Raw genomic sequence first — 18,990 nt, 5'->3', positions numbered from 1 at the left:
GTTGCAGGACGCGGCCGAAGTGTGGGCGCAGTGTCGCAAGGGTGCTGGCCGCTGGCAACCCGCGGCCCTGCCGGTCACACGCCCAGCCCCACCCCCACGCGCAGCAAGGGCGGCCGGGTCAGCGAGCCCGCCCATTGGCGATAGGTCTCGCGGGCCACGGCCTGCAGCGCTGCGGTCCGTGCGCCGAGATCGCGCTGGATGTCGGCCCAGGTCTGTACCGCGGGGCCGCGCAAGGCCTGCACTTCGGCGCGGCCGGCCTCGCACCAGCGGCGCACCCCGGCCTCGGTCACCTCCAGGTGGCACTGGAAGCCCAGGTGCGGGCCGAGCCGGAAACCCTTGTTCAGGCAATGGGCGCCATAGAGCGTGCGGCGTGCGCCGGCCGGGAGCTCGAAGGTGTCGTAGTGCCAGTTGAAGACGTCCAGCGTTTGCGCGCCGCCGAGCAGCGCCCGGCCGTCCGGCGTGACCCATACCCGCGACCAACCGACGTTGGGCCAGGCGTTGCGGTGCACGCGAGCCCCGGCGGCCATCGCGAGTTGTTGCGCACCAAAGCAATGGCCGAGCACGGGCACGTCGTGGGCCAGGGCATCGCGCAGCAGCGCACGTTCCGCGACGATCCAGCCCAGGCGGTCGTGCACGCTATGGTCGCTGCCCAGCACGACGAGGCCGGCGAAATCCCGGCTGTGCTGGGGCATCGGGTCACCAAAGGCAGGCCGGATCACGTGGGTGTCCCAGCCCTGGGCGCGCAGGCAGTCCTGCAGGAATCCGGGCCCTTGCAGCGGGTCGTGCTGAAGGATGGCGATCGATCTCATGAGCCAGCCGGGCTGAACCGGCCTGTGTTGCGAGGCCTTCAATCTAGGCCGCAGGCCGTCAAGAACGCATCAAGAAGCCCGGCGCTGCCGGCAAGAGGGTGTCAAGGCTGTGGAGGCGCCGCCGGGCTGCGCTGTGGCATGCTTGCCCTCGTAGTTCGAACCCTGCAGTACCCCGCCATGTCCACCGCCACGCCCGACCGCCCGCAAACCCTCGGCGAAGAGATCGCCAACGCCGTCAGCCACGGCCTGGGTGCCCTGCTGGCGGTGGCGGCACTGCCCATCCTGGTCATGCGTGCGGTGAACCACGGTGGCGTGGCCGATGTGGTGGCGGCGGCGATCTTCGCGGCCACGGCCATCCTGCTGTACGGCATCTCGGCGGCCTACCACGCGCTGCCGGCGTCCCTGGCTGGCGGCCGGGTCAAGGCCTGGCTCAACCGGCTGGACCATGCCGCCATCTATGTCTTCATCGCCGGCAGCTACACGCCCTTTACGCTGGGCGTGCTGAATACCGGGCCGGGCCTGACGCTGCTGATCGCGGTGTGGGCCGCGGCCGCGTTCGGCGTGACCATCAAGCTGCTGAACCGGCTGCGCCACCCGCTGGTGTCCACGGCGCTCTATGTGGCCATGGGCTGGGTGGTGGTGTTTGCGATGGGCCCGCTGGTGGAGCGCATGCCGGCCGGCGGCCTGGCCTTGCTGGTGGCCGGCGGCTTGAGCTATACGCTCGGCGCCGTGGTCTTCCTACTCGACAACAAGCTGCGTTACGCCCACTTCGTGTGGCATCTGTTCGTGCTGGGCGGCAGCGTCTGCCACTTCTTCGCGGCGCTGTTCTACGCCTACGCCTGATGCGCACACTGCTGACCGCCTTCGCCCTGACCCTTGCAGCGCTGACGGTGCGGGCTGCCCCGCCGCCGCTGCCCACCGTGCCAAGCGTCGACCTGGCCCGCTATGCCGGCGCCTGGTATGAAATCGCGCTGCTGCCCAACCGCTTCCAGAAGCAATGCGTGGCCGACACGCAGGCGCGCTACCAGCTGGACGGCGACCGCGTGGCGGTGCTCAACCGCTGCCGCCTGGCCGATGGCCGGGTGGACGACATCAAGGGCCGCGCCAAGGTGGTGGACGGCAGCGGCAATGCCAAGCTGCGGGTGAGCTTCTTCTGGCCCTTCTACGGCGACTACTGGGTGCTGGCGCTCGACGCCGACTACCGGCACGTGCTTGTGGGCGCGCCCAGCCGCCAGTACGCCTGGGTGCTGTCGCGCACGCCGCAGCTTGACGAGGCCACGCTGCAGACCCTGTTGGACCGCGCGGCCGAACTGGGCTTCGACAAGGCCGCCTTCCAGCGCACGCCGCAGACGCAGCCGCTGGACTGAGCCGCCGCGGCACGCCCTCGTCGCCCGGGCGCGCCGGCGAAGCCAGGCCTTGGCGCCGACCGGCCACGCTCAAGCCGTCGCTTGGCGGGGTTGCCTTCAATCGATGGCGACAAAAACCAGCTGACTCGTCGTGCACTGGCGGCGCGCGCCGGTGGTTGGCGACTCTGCCCACATCTCGGTCTGCACCTGCACGGAGCGGTTGCCGACGCGGGTGACACGCGCGAGGACCTCCACCACCTCGCCGACGTGCGCTGGCGCCTTGAAATCGAGCTTCTCGCTGGCGGCCATGACCACCGTCCGCCGCACCTGGCGCGTAGCAGCGACGAACCCGGCCTTGGCCATCCAGGCCATCGCCGGGCCGCCGTGCAAGAGGCTTCTGTGGTTGGCGTGGCCGGGGAAGACGATCTCTGCCACGGTGGCTGACGCGAAGTGGCCCGAATCCGCCTGTCGCTCTTCGACATCGACCGCCAAGGACGGTGGTGCGCCGTCATCGGCCTGACGGACCATCACGAATTCCCCGCTCAGGCACAGCGTGCGCGACCCGCTGAGCAGGTCCTCGGCCAACAGCCGTGTCTCGACGGTCACCGAACGGCGGCCCTGCCTGATGACGACGGCCTGGCATTCGACCAAATGCCCGGCCGGCGCGGGTGCCGCGAAGTTCAACTGGCCGACGGCGGCCGTGACGACCGAGCCGCGCAGCACCTTGCTGCCCATGATGAAGGCCATGCGATCCAGCATCGACAAGGCGGCGCCGCCGAACAAGGTGCCGTGGTGATTGGATTGATCCGGCCAGACCATGTCCACCACGGTCATGGCGGGAGTGGATTCGAGAGAGGGGGACAAGCACGTTCTCCATCGCGGAGCGAGGCTTGGGCAAGAGAGTTGCGGACGCGCGAGCGCCGTAGGCGGCCTGGCCATGAGCAGGCAGACCGTCCAGGCACTCGCCACGCGGCAGCGCTTCTTGCTCGGAGACACCCCGCCCCAAGTCACAAACAATCGCTCCGCGGCAGGTCTCCTGGCTCTCGGGTCGTGACATCGCACCCGCCTTCCCGGCACGGAGCCAGTGGCTGAGGGGCACGACATTCGCCGATCACAGTTGCGGGGGCAGCCACAGCGCAGGTCGCCAGCGACCCTTCTGTTGTTCCCTTTTCATTTCCGGCCTCCCCGTGAGGAAGACGGAAAACCGCGGGGCATCTGGATTATGCGGGGCACGCCATCGCGCCGCTTCACGAGTCAGTTAGCGACTCAGTGAGCGAGTTCGTTGCGGACGATGGCGGCACCGGCGCTCAAGGCTTCGAGCTTGGCCCGGGCGAGCGTGCGCGACAGCGGCGCCATGCCGCAGTTCGTGCACGGGAAGAGCTTGTCGGCATCGACGAACTGGAGCGCCTTGCGCAGCGTGGCGGCCACTTCCTCCGGCGTCTCCACGGTCTCGCTGGCCACGTCGATGGCGCCGACCATGACCTGCTTGCCGCGGAGCAGTTCGATCAGATCCATGGGTACGCGCGAGTTCTGGCATTCCAGCGACACCATGCCGATGCCGGAGGCCTGCAGCTTCGGGAAGGTGCGCTCGTACTGCCGCCACTCCGCCCCCAGCGTCTTCTTCCAGTCCGTGTTGGCCTTGATGCCGTAGCCGTAACAGATGTGCACGGCGGTCTCGCACCGCAGCCCTTCAATGGCCCGCTCCAGCGCGGCAATGCCCCAGTCATTGACCTCGTCGAAGAACACGTTGAAGGCCGGTTCGTCGAACTGGATGATGTCGACACCGGCAGCCTCCAGCTCCCGGGCTTCCTGGTTGAGGATCTTGGCGAACTCCCACGCCAACTTCTCGCGGCTCTTGTAGTGCGCGTCGTAGAGCGTATCGATCATCGTCATGGGGCCGGGCAGCGCCCATTTGATGGGCTGCTGGGTCTGGCGGCGCAGGAATCGGGCGTCTTCGACAAAGACCGGCCTTGACCGTGACACCGGGCCCACCACCGTCGGCACGCTCGCGTCGTAGCGGTCGCGGATCCTGACGGTCTGGCGCTTCTCGAAGTCGACGCCATCGAGGTGCTCGATGAAGGTCGTGACGAAATGCTGGCGCGACTGTTCGCCGTCGCTGACGATGTCGATGCCCGCCACCTGCTGCTCTTGCACCGACAGCCGCAGCGCATCGCGCTTGCCCTCGGCCAGTTCAGCGCCATGCAGCTTCCAGGGCGACCAGAGCTTCTCGGGTTCAGCGAGCCAGGCGGGCTTGGGCAGGCTGCCTGCCGTTGCGGTGGGGAGGAGTCTTTTCATGGTCTTGCGCGAGCCTTTGCTCTGTGTGGGTCGATCGATCGGTCAGTGCAGGGGGCCGGCCGTCCACTGCTCAAGCAACGCCTGGTAGGGCTTGATGAAGTGCTCCTCGGCAAACTGGCCCTGCTCGACGGCCAGGCGGCTGCGCTCCTCGCGGTCGTAGACGATCTGGGTGATCGAATGGTCAGGGTTCTTCAGGTCCGGCCGGTAGCAGGCGCCCGCGACGGAGTTGGCGTTGTAGATCTCCGGCCGATAGATCTTCTGGAACGTCTCCATCGTGCTGATGGTGCTGATGAGCTCAAGGTTCGTGTAGTCGTTGAGCAGATCGCCAAAGAAGTAGAACGCCAGGGGCGCCACGCTGTTGGGTGGCATGAAGAAGCGCACCTGCAGACCCATCTTCTTGAAATAGCGCTCGGTCAGTGATGACGCTTCGGGCACGTACTCCAAGCCCAGCACGGGATGCTGGTTCTCGGTCCGGTGGTAGGTCTTGTTGTCCGAGACGCTGAGGCAGATGACCGGCGGCTTGGCGAAGTTCTGCCGGTAGGCCTCGGAATGCACGAAGTGCTGGAAGAGCTTGCCGTGCAGGTCGCCAAAGTTGTCGGGGATGCTGAATGCGGTCCGGTTCTGGTTGTGCCGCTGCAGCAGCACGCTGAAGTCGTAGTCCCGCACGTAGGACGACAAGTTGTTCCCGACGATGCCCTCGGTGCGCTTGCCGGTCTGCTTGTCGAGGATGTGGGTCTTCAGCACCTCGATCGCCGGCACGGCGTCACCGGGGCCATCAGCGCCAAACCGCATCTGCACGGAAATGATCTCGAGCTCGACGGCGTAGCGGTCGGCGCCGGGGTTGTCCCAGCGGGCCAAGGCGTTGAAGCGGTTGTTGATCATCTTCAGCGCATTGCGCAGGTTCTCCTGACGTTTGGCCCCGCGGGCCAGATTAGCGAAGTTGGTGGTGATGCGCGTGCTGTCAGACGGCTGGTAATGCTCATCGAAGCAAACGCGCTGGATCGCGAAGGCAAGCGGTGGGTTCAAGGTGGGCATGGCGTGAGGGCGTCCGAGGGCCTGTCGATGGCGGCATCGTAGGCAGCCCAACCCATGACGTAAAATGGTCATTTCTCAACGTTCAATCAATTTCGCTCATGCTTGAACGCACTCATCTCGCCGTGATCCGGGAGGTGGAACGCACCGGCACGCTGACGGCCGCCGCCGAGGTGCTCTGCGTGACCCAGTCCGCACTCAGCCACGCGATGAAGAAGCTGGAGGACCAGCTGGGCACGCAAATCTGGCTGCGCGAAGGGCGGACCTTGCGGTTGACGCAAGCGGGCGAATACCTTCTGGCCGTGGCCAACCGGATGCTTCCGCAGTTGGAGCTGGCCGAGCAGCGCGTGCGCCAGTTCGCGGCGGGCGAGCGCGGCACGCTGCGGATCGGCATGGAGTGCCACCCCTGCTATCAGTGGCTGCTGAAGGTCGTCTCGCCCTACCTCGCCGCCTGGCCGGACGTGGACGTGGATGTGAAGCAGAAGTTCCAGTTCGGCGGCATTGGTGCGCTGTTTGGCTATGAGATCGACCTGCTCGTGACGCCAGACCCGTTGTTCAAGCCCGGCCTGCACTTCGAGCCGGTGTTCGACTACGAGCAGGTGCTGGTGGTGAACCGCGGGCACCCGCTGGCCAACGCCGCCTATGCCAAGCCACAGCAGCTGACGTCCGAGACGCTGATCACCTACCCCGTGGACATCGAGCGGCTCGACATCTACACCCAGTTCCTGATGCCCGCCGGCATCTCACCGCGACGCCACAAGTGCATCGAGACCACGGACATCATGCTGCAGATGGTCGCCAGCGGCCGCGGCGTTGCAGCCCTGCCGCGCTGGCTGGTCGAGGAATACGCCGAACGACTGGACGTCGTGCCCGTGCAGCTGGGCAAGAAGGGTGTCGCCAAGCAGATCTACCTGGGCGCGCGCGACAGCGAACTGCACATCGACTACTTGAAGGCCTTCATCGAGCTCGCGCGCCAGGGTGCGACGGCCGACAGCAGCACCTGAGCGCCCCTGCCGTCAGCCGAACAGATCCCCCGTCTCACCGCTGTCCCCGCCCTGCGCCGGAGGCGGCGGTGGCGGCGCCGCGCGTGTGCGGCGCGCCTTCAGCGCCCGGGCCTTGGGGTCGGCCGCGGCCTGGTGCCAGTCGTCGGCGAAGAGGTCTTCTGAAGCAGCCCAGCTCTTGGGCTCGGCCAGGGGCTTCCAGGCAGCGGGATCGGGCTCGGCGCGCAGCATCTCCGCCGGGAAGGGACGGATGAAGGCCAGGGCCTCGGCGGGGCTGCCGTGCAGCCAGGCGTGCTGGTCTTGCATGCGCAGGATGACGGGCATGCGCTTCTCGTCGCCGGGCGGGTGCATGCGGCCGAACACGCCATGGCCATCGGCATTGACGGTGAGCATGGTGAAGCTCAGCACCTCGCGGCCCTCGGGGTCGTGCCAGACGCCCCAGAGGCCGGCCACCGCCATCGGGTCGCCATTGCTGCGGCAGATGGCCCAGCGCACCGGGTCGCCGGTCTCCCAGCAGTTCTCGAACAGCATCTCCACCGGGATGACGCAGCGCCGCCCCTCGAACCAGGCCTGCCGGAAGCTCGGCTTGCTGCGCATGGTCTCGGTGCGGCAGTTGTAGGTGCGCCGGCCGAAGGCAAGGTTGGGCGCCCAGTCGGGCAGCAGGCCGTACAGCCCGACCTCGCAGGCGATGGCCTCGCGCTGGTCGGTGCGCACGATGAAGGGCGCCGCGCGGCCGGCGTAGGTCAGCTCGGGCGGCTCGGCATCGTCAGGCCGGGCCACGCCGAAGTGGGCGAGCAGGCGGTCCTGCAGCGTGACGGGCTTGTAGTTGCTGCACATGGCGCAAGCATAGGCGGGCCGCCTCAGACTGCGCCGGCCGTGCAACTGGACAACGGCTGCGGCCTGCCAATGAAGTAGCCCTGCGCGAAGTCAAAGCCCAGCTCGCGCACGCGGGTCAGCACCGCGGCCTCGTCGACGAACTCGGCCACGGTCTGCACGCCCAGAACGCGCGCCACTTCCAGGAAGCCACGCACCGACGCATCGTCCAGCGGGTCGCGCAGCATGCCTTTGATGAACTGGCCATCGACCTTGATGATGTCCACCTTCAGCGAGCGCAGGTAGCCGAAGTGGGAGGCCCCGGCACCGAAGTCGTCCACCGCGACACGCGCACCGCGGGCGCGCACGCCGTCCACAAAGGCGGCCAGCTCACCGAGGTTGGCGAGGGCCACGGTTTCGGTGATCTCGAAGCACAGCGCGTGGCAGCTGGCGGTGCCGGCGTCTTCCAGCACGGTGAGGATGTCGCGCCGAAAGCTCGCATCGGCCAGCGACTGGGCCGACAGGTTGACATGCAGGCAGGCGAGGCCACAGCCGGCGCCATGGTCGTGCAGCCAGCGCAGCGCCTCGCGCACCACCCAACGGTCCAGCCGCGGCGCGAGGCCGAAGCGCTCGGTGGCGGGCAGGAAGCTGCCGGGCAGCGTGAGGCTGCCGTCAGGCTGGCGCATGCGCACCAGGGCCTCGACGTGCAGGCCGTCCGGCCCTTCCTTCAAAGGCTGCAGGCGCTGGCCGAACAGCACGAGGCGCTCTTCGTCCAGCGCCTGGGCCAGACGCGTGGCCCACTGCATGTCGCCGCTGCGCTCCAGGATCATGCGGTCGGACTCGTACCAGGTGTGCACCCGGTTGCGGCCGGCCTCCTTGGCGGCATAGCAGGCGGCGTCACCGGCCTTGAGCAGGGCGGCCAGGTCGTTCCAGCGCGCATCGACCTGCACCAGGCCGATGCTGGCCCCGATGCGGAAGCGCCGGCCGTCGTGCACGAAGCGGAACTCGTCGATGCGGTCGCAGATCTGCTGCGCCACGCGCTGGGCCTGATCGCTGGTGCATTGCTCCAGCACCGCGGCGAACTCATCACCGCCCAGCCGCGCCAGCGTGTCGCGCGAGCGCACGACCGTGCCGATGAGCTGGGCCACCTGCCGCAGCAGCTGGTCGCCCACCTGGTGGCCGCAGGCGTCGTTGACGAGCTTGAACTGGTCAAGGTCGATGAACAGCAGCGTGTGGCAGGCTGCGTCGCGCCGCGCCTGCTCGAGCGCGCGCCGCAAGCGGTGCTCGAACTCCTGGCGGTTGACCAGGCCGGTGAGCGCATCGTGCTTGGCGCGGTAGGTCATCTCCGAGCTGAGGCGGCGCTGCTCGGTCACGTCGTGGAACACCAGCACGGCGCCGAGCACCCGGCCGCGTGTGTCGCGGATGGGAGCAGCAGAGTCTTCGATGCCAAAGTGTTCGCCGCTGCGCGAGATCAGCACCGTGTGCGGGCTCAGGCCTGCGACCTCCCCCGTGGCAAGACAGGCCTGGACCGGGTTGGCCGCGAGGGCGCGGGTCTCTTCGGAGCGGATGACGAACACCTCTTCCAGCGGCCGCCCCCGCGCCTCGGCGGCCAGCCAGCCCGTCATGCGCTCGGAGACCGGGTTCATCCAGGTCACGCAGCCGCGCTGGTCGGTGGTGATGACGCCGTCGGCGATCGACTTCAGCGTGACCCGCATGAGCTCGTGCTGCTCGGCCAGCTCGGCGCTGAGTTCGTTCAGCTCGGTGGTGTCCCAGGTGGCGCCGAGCAGGCCGGCCACGCGGCCCTGGCCGTCGTAGCGGCAGCGCGCCATGGAATGCATGTGGCGCAGCGCACCGTCGGCCCGCTGCACGCGAAAGCGGATGTCGTAATCGCGCTGACCCGAGATGACCTCGCCGATCTCGGCCTGCACACGCTCGCGGTCGTCCGGGTGGATGACGGCCAGCCACTCCGGGTAGGTCATGGCGGGCGCGTCGTCGGGCAGGCCATACAGCGCCTCCAGCCGCTGCTGCCAGCTCAGCTGGTTGCGGGCGACGTCGTACTCCCACAGCGCCACGCCGCCGCCTTCCAGCGCCAGCTCCATGCGCCGGTAGGCCTGCTCGGCCGCCTCGCGATGGCGCACCTGCTCGCTGAAGTCCAGGTGCGTGCCGAAGGCCCACTGCGGCGTGCCATCCGCCGCGCGCGACAGCAGCCGGCCCACGGCCAGCACCCAGACCCAGTGACCGGCCTTGTGCTGCATGCGGACCTCGCAGCGGTACTGCGGCAGCTCGCCGCTGAAGTGCCGCTGCAGGGCGATCCGGGCACGGGCCTCGTCCTCAGGGTCGACCAGGCGCCGCCAGGTGTCGATGGACACCGGCTCCAGCTCCTCCAGCGTGTAGCCGAGGATGGCCGCCCAGCGCTCGTTGATGCGCATCGCGCCGCTGGGCACATGCCACTCCCAGGTGCCCACGCCGGTGCTTTCGATGACGGAGGCGAGGTATTGGCGCTCGTCGGCCAGACGCTCCTGTTCGACATGCGATGCGGTGATGTCTTCCGCCAGCCCGACGAAGCCGGTCAGCCGCCCCTGGTCGTCGAACTGCGGTGCGGAGCGGCTGCGCACGACGCAGGCGCTGCCATCCAGGCGCCTCACCCGCACGACCTCATCGAACAGCCGCCGCTCGCGAATGGCGGCACGCCACTGTCCGCCAAGCCGCTCCAGCTCCGCAGGCTCGACCACCTGCATCCACCCCAGCCCCAGGCTCTCGCTCAGCGACAGGCCGTGGATGGCCTGCCAGCTGGGGTTGGTGTAGGTGCACTGGCCGTCGGCATCCCCCAGGAAGAGCCCGGCCGGCGACAGCTCGGCCAGCGCGCGGTAGCGGGCCTCGCTCTGCGCCAGGGTGTGGGCGTCGCGCCGTGCCTGCAGCAGGGCCGAGGCGGCCTGGGCCAGCTCCGCCAGCACCTCGCGCTGGCGCTCGTCGAGCTGGCGGGGAACGCGGTCGATGACGCAGACCGTGCCCACCGCCGCGCCGCCGGGCAGGGTCACCGGCGCGCCGGCGTAGAAGCGAATGCCCTGCGGGCCGGCGACCAGGGGGTTGCCCGCAAAGCGCGGGTCGGCCTGCGCGTCAGTCACCTCGAACACGTCTGCCTGCAGGATCGCGTGGGCACAGAACGCCTGCTCGCGCGGAGTCTCGCGCGTGCTGTCCAGGCCCACGCGGGCCTTGAACCACTGGCGGTCGGCATCCACCAGCGACACCAGCGCGATCGGCACGCCGCACAACGCCGCCGCGGCCCGCGCCAGCGCGTCGAAGGCCGCCTCGGCCGGGGTGTCGAGCACGGCCAGCTGCTGCAGCGCCTTCAGGCGTTCAGCCTCATCGGGGGGCAGCGCCGGGGGAATCATGGGTGTCTCGTCTCCTGGGCCGTGCGGATGCGGGCAGCCGGCCGTCTTGCAGCGGCGGCCTGCATCGATTGCAAACGCCGCCAGAAATTATTTTCAACGCAAATTGACGGCCATTTATGTGCAATTGCCACGCAACTTGACAACGGTTGCATCGCCCACGCCGACCCACCCACCCCTGCTGCGCCGCAGGGCTTGACACGGCTGGTACATTAGCGGGCATAGATTCGCGCAAGACCGTTTCCTCAAGGTCTTATCTGCAGCCCCGCTGGCCACCCCCTGGCCCTTCTTGCGAGCGGCTCGCTTCAGCCAACTCCCCGGCGAGTGTTCTTGAGTGTTTCTGTTCCCGTCAGGCATGTCGCCAGCGGGAGGTTTCTCCATTCCATCTTTTCAAAGGAAACACCATGACGACTCAAACCGGTACCGTGAAGTGGTTCGACGACGGCAAGGGCTTCGGCTTCATCACGCCTGACGCGGGCGGCAAGGACCTGTTCGCCCACCACAGCGAAATTAAGAACAGCGGCGGCTTCCGCACGCTGGCCGAAGGTGCCAAGGTCTCGTTCGAATCGACCCAAGGCGCCAAGGGCCCGCAAGCCTCCAACATCCGCACGCTGTAAGGCGTGCCCGGGGCGCCCGAGCGGCGCCCCTTTCAGTAAAGAAGTACTTGAAGAACAACAACAACATCATCCCGGTGGGACGTTTCATCGTTTCACCCATGTCCCAGGCCCGCGAAGGCGGTGGTTTCGACGCCCTGGTGTCGATCCGCTCCGGACGCGGCATGGCCAGCGTGGACCGCGTCATGCGCTTCACGCCCCAGTTCATCAGCCCGGGCGCGGCCTTGCGCTACGCCCGCGCCGAAGGCCTGGCCTGGGCGCGCTGCCACTGAGCAGCGCCTGCGGCAAGCGGCCGCACCTCGTGCCGGCAGGGCCTTCGGGCCCGGCCCCCGTCCAACAACTCGCAAACGGAGCCCCACACTTGGCCAAAGAAGAACTGATCGAAATGCACGGCGTCGTCGACGAAATCCTGCCGGACTCGCGCTTCCGCGTGACGCTGACGAACGGCCACAAGGTCATCGCCTACACCGGCGGCAAGATGCGCAAGCACCACATCCGCATCCTGGCCGGCGACAACGTGTCCCTGGAAATGTCGCCCTACGACCTGACCAAGGGCCGCATCACCTTCCGTCACCTCGGTGGCCCGCGCCCCGCGCCGACCGCAGGCGCCCGTCGCTGACCTGACCGGCCCCCATCGAACGGCCGCCCGGACTACACCGGGCGGCCGTTTTTTTGCGCACCATGCGGGCCTTTGCATCTCAAAGGACGGAACCCGACGATGGCGGCGATGAAGTTCGGCTGGGCCCTGCTCGCGGCCCTGGTGGCGGCGCTGGCGCTGGTGGCCTGCTCGCCGATCACGGCCCTCAACGCGCTGGCCCCCGCCGGCACCCACACCCGCACCGCTGACGTGGCCTACGGCGACGGCCCTCGCCAGAAGCTGGACATCTACCGCCCGGCGCAGCCCGCGCCGACGGGCGGCTGGCCGGTGGTGGTGTTCTTCTACGGCGGCTCCTGGAACAGCGGCGCGCGCGGCGACTACGCTTTCGTGGGTGAGGCCCTCGCCGCCCGCGGCATCCTGACGCTGGTGGCCGACTACCGCCTCTACCCCGAGGTGCGCTACCCAGACTTCCTGCGCGACAGCGCCGCCGCCCTGGCCTGGGGCCTCGAACACGCCTCGCCCCTTGGCGGCAACCCGCGCCGGGTGTTCGTGATGGGTCACAGTGCCGGCGCCTACAACGCGGCCATGCTGGCCCTGGATGCGCGCTGGCTGCAGGGCAACCCGGCCGGCGCGCACCATCCTGACGAGTTGGCCGGTTTCATCGGCCTGGCCGGGCCGTACGACTTCCTGCCCATGACCAACGAAGACACCCAGCCGGTGTTCTTCCACCCCAACTACCCGCCCGGCTCGCAACCGGTGAGTCATGTCAGCCGCACGGCACCCCCCACCTTCCTGGGCGCCGCGCGCGACGACCGCCTGGTCGACCCGCAGCGCAACACCCTGGGCCTGGCGAGTCGCCTGCAGGCGCTGCATGTCCCCGTGACCGTGAAGACCTACGACGGCGTCAGCCACGCCACGCTGATCGGCGCCTTCGGCGCGCCGTTGCGCTGGCTGGCACCGGTGCTGGACGACGTCGTGACCTTCATCCAGCGCACGCCGCCGCGCTGATCAGCCCGCCACGGCCTGCCGCCAGGCGGTGAGCGCCTCGGCATCCGTCCACCCCGCGGCAGCATCGCCGATGACGACTTCCACCATCGCGCCGCCGTCGATGAGATGCGAGGCCACCGCCCGCGCGCCGAGCCAAAAGCCCTGCGCGCGCGCCACGGCGAGCAGCCCCTCGCGCAGCGCTTCGGGCGCCACGGGCAGATGCAGCTGGAAGGCATTCACCTGCGGCACCTCCGGCGCAACACGCCAACCTGGCTCTGCGGCCAGCACCGCCGCCAGCGCCTGCGCGCGGGCGCGGTAGGCCGGCATCTGCGGCAGCCGGCGGCGCAGGCCCTGCAGCGCGCTGAGCACCATCGGGTAGGCGGTGTAGAGGTTGCCGGCCAGCCGCGTCTGCCAGGGCGTGACCTGGGCGATGAACTCGGCGCTGCCGGCCAGCACGCAGCCCGCCAGGCCCCCGAGGCCTTTGTAGAACGACACATAGACCGAGTCCGCCAGCGCCGCGATCTCGGCCAGCGGGCGCTCGTAGTGCGCCGACGCCTCCCAGAGCCGCGCGCCGTCCAGGTGCAGCGGCACGCCGCGCTCGCGGCACCAGCAGCTGATGCCCACGAGCTCATCCCAGGTGGGCAGCCGGTAGCCGCCGCGCCGCAGCGGCAGCTCCACGGTCACGACTCCCGGGCGCTCAGCGAGTGCTGCCAGGTCGGCCACGCCGCTGGGCACATCGGTCGATCCCATCGGCAGGCTGCGCAGGCGCATCAGCTGCTCGACGGCATTCGCCTCGTCGATGGCGATATGGCTCTGCGGATGCAAGGCCACCGGCCCATCGCCCTCGCCCGCATGCACACGCAGCGCCGCCAGCTGGGCTGCCACGCCCTTGTGCAGGAAGCGCGCCGCCGGCTTGCCCAGCAGCGCGGCCACGTCAGCCTCCAGCGTCTGCAGGGCCTCGCCCTGGCCATAGACGTCCAGCGCCAGGTCGGCCTCGGGGGCCTCGGCCAGCGCCAGCAGCGACTCGCGCATGCTGCGCAGCGGCCGGTGACCGTTGAGCCAGCGGGTGCAGCGGTTGCGCAGGTCGATGTCGGCGTTGGGGGTGGTGTTGCTGTAGGCGGTGGCCATGTCAGTGATCGTTCGTGCAGCGGTGGATCTCGATGGTGGCGTGCACGATCTCCTCGTGCACCGCCAGCCAGGCGCGCACCTCGCGTGGCGTGAGCGCGGCGTCGTGCGTGACCAGGCTCATCGCGCAGGCATAGGTGGCGCGGCCCACGCGCCAGACGTGCAGGTCGGCAATCAACGTGTGCGAGGCCGCCCCCTGCTCGGCCACCACCTCGCGGATCTCGTCCACCACGGGGTGGTCCATCTCGCGGTCGAGCAGCACACGGCTGGTCTCGGCGATCAGGCCCTTGGCCCACACCGCCACCAGCACCGCACCCACCAGGCCCATGACCGGGTCGAGCCAGGCCCAACCCAGCCACCAGCCGCCCGCCAGCGCCGCGATGGCGGCGACCGAGGTGGCAGCGTCGGCGATGACGTGCAGGTAGGCAGACTTGAGGTTCAGGTCGTGGTGGTGATCATGGCCGTGGTGGTGGTCACCGTGGTGCGCGTGCCCGTGGTGATCATGACCATGGCGATGCCCGTGGTCATGCGCCTTGCCCAGGATGAGGGCGCACACCAGGTTCACCACCAGGCCCAGCACGGCAATCGCCATGGCCTCGGGGTAGTGGATGGCCTCGGGCTTGATCAGCCGTTCGATCGAGCCCCAGGCCATCAGCGCCACCACCACCAGCAGGAACACCGCGCTGGCAAAGCCGCCCAGCACCTCGATCTTCCAGGTGCCGAAGGCGTAGCGCGGGTCGTTGGCGTGGCGCCGGGCGGTCGCGTAGGCATAGGCACTCAGGCCGATGGCCACCGCATGGCTGCTCATGTGAAAGCCGTCGGCCAGCAGCGCCATCGAGTTGTAAAACCAGCCGGCCGCAATCTCGACGGCCATCATGGCCAGCGTGATCCACATCACCCAGCGGGTGCCGCGCTCGGCGGCGGCATTGCCGGCGTCAAAGACGTGGTCGTGACGCCATTCGGAGAGGTCGTGGGAATGCATGCGCCGCATTCTGCGCCGACGAGAGAGGCCCGATGGTGACGGGCTGAGGCCGGGTTGGAGGCGCATCCGGCGGGTCACTAAAATCTTGCCCTTTTTGCCCAACGCGCCCACCCGCATGTCTTCGCCCCTGCCGCAGCCCCACCCTGCCGAGCCCCTGGCCCGGCTGCTGCTGCAATGGGGCGTCGCCCACGTGCCCATGGCCGCCACGCCGCCGGTGGCCGAACGCCTGGGCGGCTGGCTGGGCTGGGCCGATGCCATCGGGTTGTCGCAGGTGCTGGCCGCGCCCGCCGCCACGGCCGGCAACCCTCAGGCCCGCGCCCAGGCGCTGGACTGGGCGGATGCCGCGCTGGCCCGGCTGCAGGCGGAACTGCCCGCCGCCTTCGATGACGCCCTGCTGGCGCGCGAATCGGCCGAGCCCGCGCCCGAGGGCGTGTCGCTGCCCGACCTGCTGGCGCCCTACCGGCTGCACCATGCGCAGCAGCAGCGCAGCATGGCCGCCCGCATCGGCACGCTGCGTGAGCGGTTGCGGCCCCACCTCGCCGAAAGCTCCGGCGCCCTGGCGCGCCTGGCCCAGCTCGACGCGCTGCTGGAGCGCGCCACCCTGGGCCCCGAACGCGAGCGCCTGGCCGGCCTGCCCGCCCTGCTCACCCGCCGCGCCGAGCGACACCACGCCGCCGACCCGCGCGGCTGGCGCGCGCGCTTCTGGGCCGACCTGCAGCGCCTGCTGCGGGCCGAGCTCGACCTCCGACTTCAACCGGTGCTGGGCCTGATCGAGGCCCTGCACGACGACGCTGCCCGATGAACCGCCTCCTGAACGCCCTCTACCCCTTCGCGCTGGCCGCCGGCCTGGCAGGCATTGCCGGTGCGGCGCTCGCCGCGAGCCGCCACCACCCGGTGGCGCTGGCCATGACGCTGCTGATCGCGGCCTTCTTCGCGCTTGGTGCGATGGAGCTGCAGGCCTTCCGCCGCGCCAGCCGCGAGCTGGAGGCGGCACTCGCCATGCCACCGGACGACACCTGGGTGGCGCGCCTGCCTGCCAGCCTGCGGGCGGCCGTGCAGCAGCGCCTGGAGGGCCTGCGCGTGATGCTGCCGGGCCTGTCGCTCGCACCGGCCCTGGCCGGGTTGCTGGTGCTGCTGGGCATGCTGGGCACCTTCATCGGCCTGGTCATCACGCTGAGCAGCACGGCCTCGGCCCTGGGCCAGACGGCCGACCTTGCCGCGCTGCGCAATGCGCTCGGCGCGCCGGTGCAGGGCCTGGGCCTGGCCTTCAGTGCGAGCGTGGCCGGCGTGACGGGCTCGGCCATGCTGGGCCTGATGGTGGCCCTGGCACGGCGCGAGCGCACCGCCGCATCGGCCCAGCTGGACGTGGCCCTGCTCGGCCCGCTGCGCCCGCTGACCGCCGCCCACCGCCGCGCGCTGGCCGAAGAAGCCGCCCGCGCCGCCGCGGCCGAGGCCGCCCGCCAGCACCAGCTCGAACTCGTGGCCCAGCTGCAGCAGTACGCCCGCCAGATGGCTGACCAGATCGCCGCGCAGAACCAGCAGTTCCACGGCGAGACCCACCAGGCCTACACCGCCCTGGCCGCCAGCGTGGACGCCACGCTGCGCCAGAGCCTGACCGAAAGCGCGCGCCTGGCGGGTGAAGCCATCCAGCCCGCGGCCGAAGCCGTGATGGCCGGCATCGCTCGCGAGGCCTCGGCCCTGCACGAACGCGTGGGCAGCGAAGTGGCCGCGCAGCTCGGCGCCGTGAGCACCCAGGTGACCGAGCAGCTGGGAACTGTGGCCACGCGCTTCGAGGCGGGCGCGGCGCGCATCGCCGAGCAGGGCGAAGCAGCCCTGGCCGCCCAGGCCACCGCACTCGCCCGGCAGCGCGAGGCGGCCCTGCAGCAACTCAGCGAGACCCAGGCTGCCGCCCAGCAGGCCGTGGACCGCCTGGCCGAGCGCAACCGCGAGCAGGCCCAGGCGCTGCTGGCCGAACTGGCCGCCATGGCCGAGCGCCACGCCAGCCAGACGCAGGCCTTGCTGGATCGCCTCACCGAGGCCCAGGCCCGCCAGCAGGCCGAGCAGGCCGAGCGCGAAGCCCAGCGCGCCGCTGCCCAGGCCGCGCAGGAGGCACAACAGCGCGCCGCCCTGCAGGCCGAGCGCGAAGCCCTGGCCGCGGAGCGCGGCGCCAACGAGCGCCTGCTGGCCGCCCAGCGCGAGGCCGCGCAACAGCTGCTGGCCGACAGCGGCGCCCGCGCCCAGAACGCCCTGACCGAGCTGACCACGGGCTTCGCAACCCAGACCCAAGACCTGCTCGACCGCATCGCCGAGACCCAGACTCGCCATGCCGCGCTGCAGGGCGAGCTCGACGCCCAGCGCCGTGCCGAAGCCCGTGCCGAGGCCCAGGCCTTGGCTGAACAGCGCGACGCCAACGAGCGCCTGCTCGCGGCCCAGCGCGACGCGGCGCAGCAGCTGTTGGCCACCAGCGGCGAGCGTGCCCAGGCCGCACTGGCCGAGCTGACCGCCCGCTTCACCGAGCAGACCCAGGCCGCCATCGCCGCCATCGCCCAGGCCCATGGCGAGCTGCAGTCGGCCCATGCACGCCACGATGCCGAACGCCTGGCCGCCTGGCGCACCGAGCTGCAGGCGGCTGGCGCCACGCAGCTGGCGCAGCAGCAGCAGCTCGCCGACGGGCTGCTGGCGCACACGCGCAACTTGGTCGCCCAGGCCGAAGCCCAGGCGCGCAGCACCCTCACCGAAGCGGGCGAGCTGCTCAAGGCCGCTGGCGAGGCGCCGCGTGCGGCCGTGGAAGTGGTGGCCGCGCTGCGCGAGCAGCTGGCGCAAAGCCAGGCCCAGGACCGCGCCGCGCTGGCCGAGCGTGCCGAGTTGATGCAGACCGTCTCCACGTTGCTGGCCTCCCTGCAGCAGGCGGCCGGCGAGCAGCGCAGCGCGCTGGACACCCTCGTCGACAGCGCCGCCTCGCAGGTGGACACGCTGGTGAGCCGCTCGGCCGAACAGCTGCAAGCCTTGGGCGAGCGATTCACGGAGCAGTCTGGTGCGACCGGCCAGGCCCTGGCGGAGGCGGCGACCACCATCGCCGCGAGTGCGGCCGAGATGGCCAGCCTGGGCGAAGGCTTCGGCACCGCGGTCGAGCAATACCAGGCCGCCAACGCGCAGCTCGTGCAGCACCTGGCCGCCCTGGAAGAGCGCCTGGGCAGCACCATGGCGCGCAGCGACGAGCAGCTGGGCTACTACGTGGCGCAGGCCCGCGAGGTGATCGACCTGTGCCTGGGCTCGCAGAAGCAGGTGCTGGACGCGCTGCAGGGAGCCGCCTCGCATGGATGAGCCGCTGGAGATCGAACAGGAAGGTGTGGGTGCGCCCGCCTGGGCCGCCTTTGGCGACCTGATGGCCGGCGTGCTGGGCGCCTTCGTGCTCGTGCTGGCGGCCGCCCTGGTGGGCCAGCTGGACCTGGCCAACCAGCTCGAAGCCGAAGTGGCCCAGCGCCAGGCCGAGCAGGCCCGCCGCGAGGCGCTGGAGCGCGCCCTGGCCGGGCCGCTGGCCGATGGCCGCATCACGCTGGTGGAGGGCCGCATCGGCATCAGCGGCGCGGTGCTGTTCGCGGTGGGCTCTGACCAATTGCATGCCGACGGCCGCGCGCTCATCAAGAGCCTGGCGGCACCGCTGCGCACCTACCTTGCACAGCGCGACGAGATCCTGATGGTCAGCGGCTTCACCGACGACCGTGGCCTGATCACCGGCAAGGGCGCGCCGAAGTTCGCAGACAACTGGGAGCTCTCCGCCCAGCGCGCGCTGACCGTGGCCCGCGCGCTGATGGCCGAAGGCCTGCCGCCCGATGCCGTCTTCGCCGCCGCCTTCGGGCCGCAGCAGCCCGTGGCCTCCAACGACGACGCGGCCGGCCGCGCGCTGAACCGGCGCGTGGAGATCGCCCCCACCCCGCGGCCGCGCCAGGCGACGGCCGCCGCCAGCGCCGCGGCCTCGGCCGCCTCAGCCCCCTGATG

At 70.2% G+C, this 18,990-nt stretch carries 18 protein-coding genes and 1 riboswitch; of the genes, 10 read left to right on the top strand and 8 right to left on the bottom strand.

Annotated elements, in window-relative coordinates:
* Nucleotides 1-74: 74 nt before the first annotated feature.
* The gene (locus tag CDO81_RS07990; protein WP_088482656.1) at nucleotides 75-809 is read right to left on the bottom strand and encodes a type 1 glutamine amidotransferase; all 735 of its coding nucleotides are present in this window, start codon (nucleotides 807-809) and stop codon (nucleotides 75-77) included.
* Nucleotides 810-947: 138 nt separating this feature from the next.
* Here CDO81_RS07990 and trhA point away from each other — a divergent pair, with 138 nt between their 5' ends.
* Nucleotides 948-1,652: a PAQR family membrane homeostasis protein TrhA gene (gene trhA / locus CDO81_RS07985; protein WP_420917018.1), complete on the top strand. Its 705-nt coding sequence runs from the start codon at nucleotides 948-950 to the stop codon at nucleotides 1,650-1,652.
* Entirely contained in the window at nucleotides 1,652-2,176 is a 525-nt protein-coding gene (locus tag CDO81_RS07980; RefSeq protein WP_088482654.1) for a lipocalin family protein, read from the top strand. The genes trhA and CDO81_RS07980 overlap by 1 nt, the downstream gene beginning before the upstream one ends.
* Before the next feature lie 96 nt (nucleotides 2,177-2,272).
* Here CDO81_RS07980 and CDO81_RS07975 read toward each other — a convergent pair whose 3' ends face one another.
* The 3 genes from CDO81_RS07975 to CDO81_RS07965 all read right to left on the bottom strand — a co-directional run bounded on the left by CDO81_RS07975 (nucleotide 2,273) and on the right by CDO81_RS07965 (nucleotide 5,485).
* The gene (locus CDO81_RS07975) at nucleotides 2,273-3,019 is read right to left on the bottom strand and encodes an acyl-CoA thioesterase (RefSeq protein WP_241516917.1); all 747 of its coding nucleotides are present in this window, start codon (nucleotides 3,017-3,019) and stop codon (nucleotides 2,273-2,275) included.
* Nucleotides 3,020-3,164: 145 nt separating this feature from the next.
* A riboswitch (cobalamin riboswitch) is annotated at nucleotides 3,165-3,379 on the bottom strand.
* A 42-nt stretch (nucleotides 3,380-3,421) separates the two neighbouring features.
* Entirely contained in the window at nucleotides 3,422-4,450 is a 1,029-nt protein-coding gene (locus tag CDO81_RS07970) for a methionine synthase (protein WP_088482652.1), read from the bottom strand.
* Between the two features lie 42 nt (nucleotides 4,451-4,492).
* On the bottom strand, nucleotides 4,493-5,485 hold the full coding sequence (locus CDO81_RS07965) for a DUF1852 domain-containing protein (RefSeq protein ID WP_088482651.1): 993 nt from the start codon (nucleotides 5,483-5,485) through the stop codon (nucleotides 4,493-4,495).
* 98 nt (nucleotides 5,486-5,583) lie between these two features.
* Between CDO81_RS07965 and CDO81_RS07960 the strand changes: the two genes are divergently transcribed.
* Entirely contained in the window at nucleotides 5,584-6,486 is a 903-nt protein-coding gene (locus CDO81_RS07960) for a LysR family transcriptional regulator (protein ID WP_088482650.1), read from the top strand.
* Nucleotides 6,487-6,498: 12 nt separating this feature from the next.
* On the opposite strand, the gene CDO81_RS07955 is transcribed toward CDO81_RS07960, so the two are convergent.
* The gene (locus tag CDO81_RS07955) at nucleotides 6,499-7,320 is read right to left on the bottom strand and encodes an SOS response-associated peptidase (RefSeq protein WP_088482649.1); all 822 of its coding nucleotides are present in this window, start codon (nucleotides 7,318-7,320) and stop codon (nucleotides 6,499-6,501) included.
* 23 nt (nucleotides 7,321-7,343) lie between these two features.
* Nucleotides 7,344-10,688, bottom strand: a complete 3,345-nt coding sequence (locus CDO81_RS07950; RefSeq protein WP_088482648.1) for a PAS domain S-box protein — start codon at nucleotides 10,686-10,688, stop codon at nucleotides 7,344-7,346.
* Nucleotides 10,689-11,089: 401 nt separating this feature from the next.
* Here CDO81_RS07950 and CDO81_RS07945 point away from each other — a divergent pair, with 401 nt between their 5' ends.
* The 4 genes from CDO81_RS07945 (at nucleotide 11,090) to CDO81_RS07930 (ending at nucleotide 12,905) form a co-directional block, all read left to right on the top strand.
* Nucleotides 11,090-11,302 carry a cold-shock protein gene (locus tag CDO81_RS07945; protein ID WP_088482647.1) on the top strand — a complete coding sequence of 71 codons (213 nt, stop codon included), beginning with the start codon at nucleotides 11,090-11,092 and terminating at the stop codon, nucleotides 11,300-11,302.
* Between the two features lie 47 nt (nucleotides 11,303-11,349).
* Nucleotides 11,350-11,571, top strand: coding sequence for a hypothetical protein (locus CDO81_RS07940; RefSeq protein WP_088482646.1), 222 nt, complete (start codon nucleotides 11,350-11,352; stop codon nucleotides 11,569-11,571).
* Between the two features lie 89 nt (nucleotides 11,572-11,660).
* Complete coding sequence (infA, locus tag CDO81_RS07935) at nucleotides 11,661-11,918, top strand: translation initiation factor IF-1 (RefSeq protein WP_088482645.1); 258 nt, start codon at nucleotides 11,661-11,663, stop codon at nucleotides 11,916-11,918.
* 108 nt (nucleotides 11,919-12,026) lie between these two features.
* Nucleotides 12,027-12,905 carry an alpha/beta hydrolase gene (locus CDO81_RS07930; RefSeq protein WP_168928259.1) on the top strand — a complete coding sequence of 293 codons (879 nt, stop codon included), beginning with the start codon at nucleotides 12,027-12,029 and terminating at the stop codon, nucleotides 12,903-12,905.
* Here CDO81_RS07930 and CDO81_RS07925 read toward each other — a convergent pair whose 3' ends face one another.
* Nucleotides 12,906-14,012: a threonine aldolase family protein gene (locus tag CDO81_RS07925; RefSeq protein ID WP_088482643.1), complete on the bottom strand. Its 1,107-nt coding sequence runs from the start codon at nucleotides 14,010-14,012 to the stop codon at nucleotides 12,906-12,908.
* 1 nt (nucleotide 14,013) lies between these two features.
* Entirely contained in the window at nucleotides 14,014-14,991 is a 978-nt protein-coding gene (gene dmeF, locus CDO81_RS07920) for a CDF family Co(II)/Ni(II) efflux transporter DmeF (protein WP_088482642.1), read from the bottom strand.
* Nucleotides 14,992-15,106: 115 nt separating this feature from the next.
* Between dmeF and CDO81_RS07915 the strand changes: the two genes are divergently transcribed.
* Genes CDO81_RS07915 through CDO81_RS07905 form a run of 3 tightly spaced genes read left to right on the top strand, consistent with a single transcriptional unit; the run spans nucleotide 15,107 to nucleotide 18,988 of the window.
* Nucleotides 15,107-15,793 (top strand): DUF3348 family protein, encoded by a 687-nt coding sequence (locus tag CDO81_RS07915; protein ID WP_158218190.1) that lies wholly within the window; start codon nucleotides 15,107-15,109, stop codon nucleotides 15,791-15,793.
* On the top strand, nucleotides 15,790-18,315 hold the full coding sequence (locus tag CDO81_RS07910; protein WP_088482640.1) for a coiled-coil domain-containing protein: 2,526 nt from the start codon (nucleotides 15,790-15,792) through the stop codon (nucleotides 18,313-18,315). Before CDO81_RS07915 ends, CDO81_RS07910 begins: the two co-directional genes overlap by 4 nt.
* Complete coding sequence (locus tag CDO81_RS07905; RefSeq protein ID WP_088482639.1) at nucleotides 18,308-18,988, top strand: OmpA family protein; 681 nt, start codon at nucleotides 18,308-18,310, stop codon at nucleotides 18,986-18,988. The genes CDO81_RS07910 and CDO81_RS07905 overlap by 8 nt, the downstream gene beginning before the upstream one ends.
* Nucleotides 18,989-18,990: the final 2 nt, after the last annotated feature.

It is taken from the genome of Roseateles puraquae (assembly GCF_002205845.1).
Taxonomy (GTDB): domain Bacteria; phylum Pseudomonadota; class Gammaproteobacteria; order Burkholderiales; family Burkholderiaceae_C; genus Pelomonas; species Pelomonas puraquae.
Note: the sequence above shows the minus strand (reverse complement) of the source record. Positions and strands in the feature narration are given on the sequence as shown.

Bases quoted from the DNA above. Each gene is read 5' to 3' on its own strand.
- CDO81_RS07990 (WP_088482656.1), bottom strand. From the start codon at position 809: ATGAGATCGATCGCCATCCTTCAGCACGACCCGCTGCAAGGGCCCGGA.
- trhA (WP_420917018.1), top strand. From the start codon at position 948: ATGCTTGCCCTCGTAGTTCGAACCCTGCAGTACCCCGCCATGTCCACC.
- CDO81_RS07980 (WP_088482654.1), top strand. From the start codon at position 1,652: ATGCGCACACTGCTGACCGCCTTCGCCCTGACCCTTGCAGCGCTGACG.
- CDO81_RS07970 (WP_088482652.1), bottom strand. From the start codon at position 4,450: ATGAAAAGACTCCTCCCCACCGCAACGGCAGGCAGCCTGCCCAAGCCC.
- CDO81_RS07965 (WP_088482651.1), bottom strand. From the start codon at position 5,485: ATGCCCACCTTGAACCCACCGCTTGCCTTCGCGATCCAGCGCGTTTGC.
- CDO81_RS07960 (WP_088482650.1), top strand. From the start codon at position 5,584: ATGCTTGAACGCACTCATCTCGCCGTGATCCGGGAGGTGGAACGCACC.
- CDO81_RS07955 (WP_088482649.1), bottom strand. From the start codon at position 7,320: ATGTGCAGCAACTACAAGCCCGTCACGCTGCAGGACCGCCTGCTCGCC.
- CDO81_RS07950 (WP_088482648.1), bottom strand. From the start codon at position 10,688: ATGATTCCCCCGGCGCTGCCCCCCGATGAGGCTGAACGCCTGAAGGCG.
- CDO81_RS07945 (WP_088482647.1), top strand. From the start codon at position 11,090: ATGACGACTCAAACCGGTACCGTGAAGTGGTTCGACGACGGCAAGGGC.
- CDO81_RS07930 (WP_168928259.1), top strand. From the start codon at position 12,027: ATGAAGTTCGGCTGGGCCCTGCTCGCGGCCCTGGTGGCGGCGCTGGCG.
- CDO81_RS07925 (WP_088482643.1), bottom strand. From the start codon at position 14,012: ATGGCCACCGCCTACAGCAACACCACCCCCAACGCCGACATCGACCTG.
- dmeF (WP_088482642.1), bottom strand. From the start codon at position 14,991: ATGCATTCCCACGACCTCTCCGAATGGCGTCACGACCACGTCTTTGAC.
- CDO81_RS07915 (WP_158218190.1), top strand. From the start codon at position 15,107: ATGTCTTCGCCCCTGCCGCAGCCCCACCCTGCCGAGCCCCTGGCCCGG.
- CDO81_RS07910 (WP_088482640.1), top strand. From the start codon at position 15,790: ATGAACCGCCTCCTGAACGCCCTCTACCCCTTCGCGCTGGCCGCCGGC.
- CDO81_RS07905 (WP_088482639.1), top strand. From the start codon at position 18,308: ATGGATGAGCCGCTGGAGATCGAACAGGAAGGTGTGGGTGCGCCCGCC.